Source organism: Polaromonas sp. (genome assembly GCF_013817205.1).
In the GTDB taxonomy this organism is placed as follows: domain Bacteria; phylum Pseudomonadota; class Gammaproteobacteria; order Burkholderiales; family Burkholderiaceae_C; genus Polaromonas.
The window spans coordinates 1-7,583 of sequence record NZ_JACDDD010000119.1; the positions used below are offsets into that span (position 1 = coordinate 1).

A 7,583-nucleotide genomic window follows, 5' to 3' on the forward strand; every position below is an offset into this window, starting at 1 on the left:
GAAACTGTGGTGGTGTCGGGCGCGGCAGGTGCTGTCGGCCAGACCGTCGGCCAGATCGCCAAGCTCAAGGGCTGCCGCGTGGTCGGCATTGCCGGCGGCAAGGCCAAGTGCGACTGGGTCGTCAAAGAGCTGGGCTTCGACGCCTGCATCGACTACAAGGCCGGCGACGTGAAGGCCGGGCTCAAGGAGCATTGCCCCAAGGGCGTGGACATTTATTTCGACAACGTCGGCGGCGACATCCTCGATGCGGTGCTGCCCCGCATCACGCGCGGTGCTCGCATCATCATCTGCGGCGCCATCAGCCAGTACAACAACACCACACCGGTCAAGGGCCCGGCCAATTACCTGTCGCTGTTGGTCAACCGCGCGCGCATGGAAGGCATTGTGGTGTTCGACTACGCCGACCGCTACCCTCTCGCGATTGCCGAGATGGCGGGCCACCTGAAGGACGGCAAGATGAAGAGCAAGGAAGACGTGGTCGACGGCATCGAGAACTTCCCCGAAACCCTGCTCAAGCTCTTCAACGGCGAGAACTTCGGCAAGCTGGTGCTACGGGTCGCGAAAGAATAAGCAGCTTTTTAGCTCAAGGCCCAGCGCGCAACAGCCACTGTCGCCGCGCCGGCGACCGCGGCAGCCAGGTCGTTGCGCACCAGTTTCATCACCAGGCCGACGGCCAGCAGGGCCAGCAATTCGGGCAGTTTGCCCGAGGTGGCGGCAGGTGTGACGATGCCGACCATCACCGAGATCGGTATGGCCTTCAGCGCGGCCTCCACACGCGGCGTGATGCGCACATAACCCATCAACAAAAAGCCGCTGATGCGGCAGGCGAAAGACGCCAGCGCCATGCCCAGCAGCGCCAACAAGAAGGTCGACTCAACGGCCATGGCGCCAAGCCCCCATCAGCCCGCCAGAAATTCCCGCAGCGACGATGTACCACGCGCCCGGCACCAGCCGGTGCACCAGCAAGGCCGCCAGGCCGGCAGCAGCAACGGGCCACAGGTCGGACTTGCCGCGCCACAACACGATGCCGATGGCCGCTGCGAAGGCGACGAGCATGAAGTCCAGCCCGAAGGCCGCCGGATTCGGCACATTGCCGGCCAGCAGATGGCCGAGCAGCGTGCCGCCCAGCCAGGGCGCAAACATGGCCACACCGGAGCCCAGCACATAACCCGCATCTCGGTAACCGGCATCGTACTCACGCATGGCCATGGCCCAGTTGCCGTCGCCGAGGAAAAACAGCGAGCCCCAGCTCTGGTGTCGTGGCAGGCCGGCCAGCCAGGGCTGAAGCGCCGCGCCATACAGCACATAACGCGCATTCATCACGAAGATGGTGACGATCACCGGCGTGACGGCGGCGGTGGCCGTCCAGCCCTGCAGCGCTGCCAGTTGCGCGCTGCCTGAATACACCGCCGCACTCATCAGCATGGCCTGCAGCCAGCTCATGCCGCGCTCGCTGGCCAGCACGCCAAAAACCATGGCATACAGAATGATCCCCGGCGCCATCACCTGAGCCGCGAAAAAGCCGCGGCGCACGCCAGCGGCCGTGAAACTGACTGCCTCGCGGGTCAACGCCCGACCACCAGGCGGATGGCCGGCAACACGCGCTCGGTCTCGGCCCGACGCTCCAGCGCCATGCGCATGTTCATCTGCGCAACTTCGGTGTGTTCAATCGCCAGCGCCTGCGCGCGCGCGCCCTCGCCGGCTTTCAGCGCGGCAAACAACATGTGGTGCTGGCGGTGCGCATAAAGCATCCAGTCACGGTCCAGCGCCACCGTGCCCTGCATCGGCAGCATGGCCGAAGCCGGGGCAAACGGCAGCTTGTCATTGAGCGTGACGGCTCGCTGCAAGGCACGGTTGCCGCTGGCCTCCAGCACCAGCGCGTGGAAACGGTCGTTAACCACGGCATAAGCCGCATAACTTTCGTAGCTCAGCGGGTTGGCGGCCAGCGCCGCGTCGCCCTCGTCCAGGCAGGCCTGCAGCCCGGCCTGCAACTGGCGCGAGACGCCATGTTCGGCCACCAGGCGCGCCGCCATGCCCTCCAGATTCCCACGAACGGCAATGGCGTCGGCCACTTCACGCGGCGTGAACTGGCGCACCAGGTACTTGCCGGTGTCGTTGGCCTCGACCAGGCCCTCCTGCTCCAGCGTCACCAGCGCGGCGCGCACGGGGGTGCGCGAGGCGCCTAGTCGCTCGGCCAGCTGTTGCTCGGCCAGGCGCTGGCCGGGCTCGAATTCGCCGCGCAGGATCAGGTCGCGCAGCTGAATCAATACCGTCTCTTGCAAGTTCATGGCGCGAACTGTACACTGAATTTTAATTTCGGTATACCGTTTCAGGAAAGTCGACTCATGAACGCAGAACAAAACCAATTGATCACCCGCATCGGGCCGGGCACGCCCTGCGGCGCGCTGCTGCGCAGCTACTGGCAACCGGCCGCGCTGGTCGACGAGTTCAACCCGGCGCTGGATCCCCGCATGGACAAACGCCCGGTCAAGGCGGTTCGGCTGATGGGTCAGGACTTCGTGCTGTTTCGCGACGACAAGGGCAACTACGGCTTGCTGGACCGCGACTGCCCGCACCGCGGCGCCGACCTGTCTTTCGGCCGCGCCGAGGGCGACGGCCTGCGCTGCCCTTTTCACGGCTGGAAGTTCGACGTGAGCGGCCGCTGCCTGGAAACCCCGGCAGAACCGGCCGGCAGCAAACTCTGTGCCCGCGTGAAGCAGCGCAGCTACCCGGTGCTGGAAAAAAGCGGCGTGATCTTCGCCTGGCTGGGCCCGGAAGGTTCCACCCCGCCACCCTTTCCTGCTTTTGACTGCTTCACCGCGCCCGCCACCCACAGCTTCGCCTTCAAAGGTTTATGGAATGCCAACTGGCTGCAGGCTTTTGAGGTTGGCATCGATCCGGCGCATCCGTCCTTTTTGCACCGCTTTTTGCAGGACGAGGCGCTGGAAGACATCGGCAACAACACGGCCGGCAAGCAGTTTCGCAGCGCCAGCGCAGGCGCCATAGCCGGCGAGCAGTGGCCGATGACACGCATCATGCGCGAGTTTGCCCAGCCCGAAATCAGTGTGGACACCAAACCCTGGGGCATACAACTCACCGCTTTGCGCGCCATGAACGACGAACTCACGCATGTGCGCGTGACCAACGCCATCTTTCCGGCGACCTTCGTGATTCCGCTGTCGGAAACCATGACCATCACGCAGATGCATGTGCCGGTGGACGACACCCACACCTATTGGTATTCCTTCTTCACCAGTTTTTCCGGCCCGCTGGACAAGGAGAGCATGCGCGCGCAGCGCCAGCAGTTCATCTCGCTGCCCGACTACATCCCCAACGCCGGGCGCCACAACAACTGGGGCTTCAACGCCGAAGAGCAGCGCACCCAGACCTACCTGGGCATGGGTGAGGAAGACATCAATGTGCACGACCAGTGGGCGGTGGAAAGCATGGGCGCCATCCAGGACCGCACACGTGAGCACCTGGGGAGCTCCGACAAGGTCATCATGGCAAATCGCCGGGTGCTGATCAAGGCGATTGCGACGGTGCAGGAGGGAGGCATCGCGCCTGGCATTGCCGATGCCAGCCAGGCCGGCCTGATGCACGGGCCGGACACGGTGGACGGCATCGCCCCCGCGGGGGAATGGGTCGGCTGGTGGCAGGAACAAGCACGCGCCAAACAGGCCAAGGCGCCTTGGAATGCGAAGGACATCACCCAGGTCGCGAGCGCATGAGCAATTTCGCCGAACAATGCGGCATCCACGATGCCACGCGGCAGCGGGCACTGGAGCAGACAGAGTCACTGATCGCCACGTGCGGCATCGAGCTGGTGCGTTTTGCATGGTGCGATCTGCACGGCACACTGCGCGGCAAGACCCTGGTGGCAAGCGCGGCAGCAAAAGCCATGCAGGGCGGCGTGGGCATGGTGAGCACCCTGCTGCTCAAGGACAGCTCCGACCGCACGGCTTTCAAGGTTTTCGAGGCCGGCGGTACGTCTGAGTTGCCGGGCTTCGAATTTGCCAGCAACCTGCTGCTGCTTGCCGACCCGGCGAGTTTCAGGCAGCTGCCGTGGACCACGGCCACGGGCTGGGTGCAAGGCCAGCCCTGGATGCAGGACGGCAGCGCCGTCGAGCTGGACACGCGGCGCATCCTGCAGCGCGCGCTGGCGCGGCTTGCCGATGCCGGCTACGGCATGAAGTGCGGGCTGGAGATCGAATTCCACATTTACAAAATCACCGGCGACAGTGCCGGCGACCAACTTGATCCGGAACTAGCCGCCTGGCCAGGCCCGGCGCCCAAAGTGGCGATGATCCATCCGGGCTACAACCTGCTGTCAGAGCAATGGTTCGACATGGCCGAGGAGCCGCTGCGCATCGTGCAGTACACGGCGCAGGCGCTGGGCCTGCCGCTGCAGTCGCTGGAAATCGAACTCGGCCCCAGCCAGGTGGAGGCCGTCTTCGACGCGACCGACGCGCTAACGGCGGCCGACAACATGGTGCTGTTTCGCAGCGCGGTCAAGCAGGCGCTGCGCCGCGCCGGTTACCACGCCACCTTCATGTGCCGCCCGCCCTTTCCCAACATCATGTCCAGCGGCTGGCATCTGCACCAGTCGCTGGTGGACCCCGAAACCGGCGCCAACCTGTTCCAGCGCGAGGCATCGGCCCCGGGAACGCAAGCCACCGACGCGCAGTACACCCTCTCGAGCGTGGGCGAACACTATCTTGCCGGCCTCCTGGCGCACGCACGCGGAATGACGGTGTTCTGCACACCGACCATCAACGGTTTCGGCCGCTTCCGCCCCAACGCGCTGGCGCCGCAGTCAGTGCTGTGGGGCCGCGACAACCGCGGCGCCATGCTGCGTGTGGTCGGGCAGCCCGGCGATGGCGCAACGCGCATCGAAAACCGCATCGGCGAGCCGGCCGCCAACCCCTACCTTTACCTGGCCTCGCAGATTCACGCCGGGCTGGACGGCATCACGCGTCAGCTCAAAGCGCCGGCGGCGACCGATGCGCCTTATGGTGAAGCCGCTACCCGCATTCCGACCAGCCTCGATGAAGCACTGGCAGCATTGCAAACCGACCCGGTGCTGGTGCAAGCGTTTGGCGAGACATTCATCAACTACTTCACGCGCATCAAACAGGCGGAGATCACGCGCCACGAGCAGGCGGTGGACAAGGACGACTGGCAGCGCCGCGAATACTTCAGCCGCATCTGAGCATCAGGACCCTCATGATTACTATCAATTTCATAGCTGCCGACGCACAGCCAATAAGGGCTACAGGCAAAATTGGTCAAAGTTTGATGGAGGCCGCCGTGGCCGCCGGGGTGCAGGGCATTGCGGCAGACTGCGGCGGGCTGTTGACCTGCGCCACCTGCCATGTGATGGTGACGCAGCCGTTTGCGGCGCTGCTGCCGGCCGCCGACGGCGAAGAACGCGCCATGCTGGACTTCACCGCGACACCGGCCACACCGGCCAGCCGGCTCAGTTGCCAGATCATCCTGAACGCAGACCTCGACGGTTTGACGGTAGAGTTACCAGCCAGCCAGTATTGAGGGCCTCACGCTCAACAAAGGACACCGCATGATTCTCGAACTCGCCGACATCCGCATCGCTCCCGGCCAGCAAGCCGCCTTTGACGAGGCCATACAGCGCGGCCTCACCACTGTGATTGCCGGCGCCAAAGGGTTTCAGGGCTTCAAGGTCAACCGGGGCATTGAAAACCCCGAGCGCTACATCCTGCAAATCTTCTGGGAAAAACTGGAAGACCACACCATCGGTTTTCGCGAGTCACCGGCTTTTGCCGCCTGGCGCGCCATCGTCGGCCCGTTTTTCGCAGCGCCGCCGGTGGTGGAGCACTTCACGCTGCTCGCGAAATCGACCTGATACGCAAAGCCCCATTTTGAAAAACTCAAAACGTACAAGGGCTAAGACCACATGGGTCGTAAACCCCATGCTGGGATGCTACATGCACAACCGTACGATCAACATAGCCGTAGTCCTCTATGAACCTCATCAATATTGATGATCTTTCAAAAACCGAAATTCGTGAGATATGGGCGCTTGCAGGCAAGCCACATCGTTCTTTGACCGGGACTGTAGCCTGGTCATTTGAAGGCAACGGTATCCGTACGCGAACAACCTTCATCCAAGCGTTCAGAGAGCTCGGCCTTTCCTATATCGAGCTGCCGAATTTCCTGAAAACCAACGAGCGCGCTTCTGATCTCGCTGGCTACCTTGATCCTTTTTATGCAATGTATGTAGTGCGGGAGTCGAATCACGAAAGGCTGCGTGAGTTCGCGTCCGTATCCAGTCGCCCCGTCATCAATGCCATGTCATGCGCGGCACACCCTTGTGAAGTGCTTTCCGATGCCTGCTACATCGAGGCGGAGTTGGGGTCAATCGAGACCACCAAGATCGGCCTCTGGGGCCCTACAACCAACGTGTTCAAGTCTTGGCATGAGCTCGCTGCAGTATTTGGGATCAAAATCCACCATTTCTGCGGCCCCGAGTTCCACACCAAAAATGAACACGTTCTCTTTCGAAATATTTCTGATGAATCACTCGACATCCTGGTCACTGATGGTTGGCCCAGCGGGTTCAACGACCCTTCTTGGGCGTTGACGCGTGAACACTTGGAACGTCTTGGGAACCCCAGACTCTTGCCAACCCCGCCTTTCTCCATTGGCAGGGAACTGAATTTTGATCCAGGCTCGTTTAGCGGCTTTGTGGGCTATCAGCAAAAGCGCGTCCTGCTCTCAGTCCAACGAGCTATCCTCATGCGTGCCGCCGGCTGAGCCCTTGCAGGGAGACGGGCGAAGTCTCACAGGCACTGGGCAGCGTAGCAGTCCTGTGCAACCTCTGTGCAATCGTAGCCACGCGAAAATTTGTTGTTTTGGTGCTAATATTTCTTTCATGAACACCGAAACCATCCGTCGCGAGGCTTTGTCGCTTCCTGTTCAAGAGCGCGCCGAGTTGGCGGAGCAGCTGTTATCCAGCTTGGATGCTTTGTCAGACAATGAAATTGAGCATCTTTGGTTTCAGGAGGCCGCAAGACGTGCGGCCGAAATGGATCAGGGGGTCTCGAAGCGAATTTCTGCCGATGCCGTGCGCAGCCAGGCTCAAGATCTGCTCAAGTGAGTGACTTTTTCCATGAGTCAGCAAGAGTTGAGCACCTTGAACATGTCGCCTATTACGAGGCCCGCCAAGCCCGGCTAGGTGCCCGCTACTTGGCGGCCTTCGAGGCGGCGATGGTCAAGATCTGCGAAGCGCCAGATCGTTACCGCGTAGAGTTTTCGCCAGGTATCCGGCGCTACCGCGTACATGGCTTCCCCTACAACATCCTCTACCGGCAGGCAGGTGCGGAGGTAGAGGTTCTCGTGGTTGCGCCTCATCGAAGGCGGCCGGCTTACTGGCTTGGCAGAGTTTAAGCGGGCAGCGTCTTGGTGGGCGCACACACTTAGAACTTATCCGTAAATAAATGATAATCACTTTCCATGCGCGAGTGCCGCGGTTGGAGTTGTGATGGCAAAAGCCAAATCCTGGGAAGTGACTGACGAATTCTGGCAACGTGTTGAGACGTTGATCC

The 7,583-nt window shown here is 62.1% G+C and carries 11 protein-coding genes; 8 read left to right on the plus strand and 3 right to left on the minus strand.

The annotated features are described in order from the left end of the window. A partial coding sequence (locus H0W47_RS17795) for an NADP-dependent oxidoreductase (RefSeq protein WP_296926822.1) occupies positions 1-570 on the plus strand: 570 nt, incomplete at its 5' end. A gap of 8 nt (positions 571-578) precedes the next feature. Here the strand turns inward: H0W47_RS17795 and H0W47_RS17800 are convergent. Genes H0W47_RS17800 through H0W47_RS17810 form a run of 3 tightly spaced genes read right to left on the minus strand, consistent with a single transcriptional unit; the run spans position 579 to position 2,288 of the window. Continuing rightward, positions 579-884 (minus strand): AzlD family protein, encoded by a 306-nt coding sequence (locus tag H0W47_RS17800; protein WP_296926824.1) that lies wholly within the window; start codon positions 882-884, stop codon positions 579-581. Continuing rightward, positions 874-1,569, minus strand: a complete 696-nt coding sequence (locus H0W47_RS17805; RefSeq protein WP_296926826.1) for an AzlC family ABC transporter permease — start codon at positions 1,567-1,569, stop codon at positions 874-876. Before H0W47_RS17805 ends, H0W47_RS17800 begins: the two co-directional genes overlap by 11 nt. Further along, positions 1,566-2,288: a GntR family transcriptional regulator gene (locus H0W47_RS17810; RefSeq protein ID WP_296926828.1), complete on the minus strand. Its 723-nt coding sequence runs from the start codon at positions 2,286-2,288 to the stop codon at positions 1,566-1,568. The genes H0W47_RS17805 and H0W47_RS17810 overlap by 4 nt, the downstream gene beginning before the upstream one ends. A 57-nt stretch (positions 2,289-2,345) precedes the next feature. On the opposite strand from H0W47_RS17810, the gene H0W47_RS17815 reads away from it, so the two are divergent. The 7 genes from H0W47_RS17815 to H0W47_RS18680 all read left to right on the plus strand — a co-directional run bounded on the left by H0W47_RS17815 (position 2,346) and on the right by H0W47_RS18680 (position 7,425). Beyond that, positions 2,346-3,731, plus strand: a complete 1,386-nt coding sequence (locus H0W47_RS17815) for a Rieske 2Fe-2S domain-containing protein (RefSeq protein WP_296926830.1) — start codon at positions 2,346-2,348, stop codon at positions 3,729-3,731. Next, on the plus strand, positions 3,728-5,212 hold the full coding sequence (locus tag H0W47_RS17820; protein WP_296926831.1) for a glutamine synthetase family protein: 1,485 nt from the start codon (positions 3,728-3,730) through the stop codon (positions 5,210-5,212). Before H0W47_RS17815 ends, H0W47_RS17820 begins: the two co-directional genes overlap by 4 nt. Positions 5,213-5,226: 14 nt before the next feature. Further along, the gene (locus H0W47_RS17825; RefSeq protein WP_296926833.1) at positions 5,227-5,550 is read left to right on the plus strand and encodes a 2Fe-2S iron-sulfur cluster-binding protein; all 324 of its coding nucleotides are present in this window, start codon (positions 5,227-5,229) and stop codon (positions 5,548-5,550) included. A gap of 28 nt (positions 5,551-5,578) precedes the next feature. Next, complete coding sequence (locus tag H0W47_RS17830) at positions 5,579-5,881, plus strand: antibiotic biosynthesis monooxygenase (RefSeq protein WP_296926835.1); 303 nt, start codon at positions 5,579-5,581, stop codon at positions 5,879-5,881. Between the two features lie 119 nt (positions 5,882-6,000). After that, entirely contained in the window at positions 6,001-6,792 is a 792-nt protein-coding gene (locus tag H0W47_RS17835) for an ornithine carbamoyltransferase (protein WP_296926837.1), read from the plus strand. Positions 6,793-6,910: 118 nt separating this feature from the next. After that, positions 6,911-7,135, plus strand: a complete 225-nt coding sequence (locus H0W47_RS17840; protein WP_296926839.1) for an addiction module protein — start codon at positions 6,911-6,913, stop codon at positions 7,133-7,135. After that, the gene (locus H0W47_RS18680; protein WP_367265429.1) at positions 7,132-7,425 is read left to right on the plus strand and encodes a type II toxin-antitoxin system RelE/ParE family toxin; all 294 of its coding nucleotides are present in this window, start codon (positions 7,132-7,134) and stop codon (positions 7,423-7,425) included. Before H0W47_RS17840 ends, H0W47_RS18680 begins: the two co-directional genes overlap by 4 nt. Positions 7,426-7,583 lie beyond the last annotated feature (158 nt).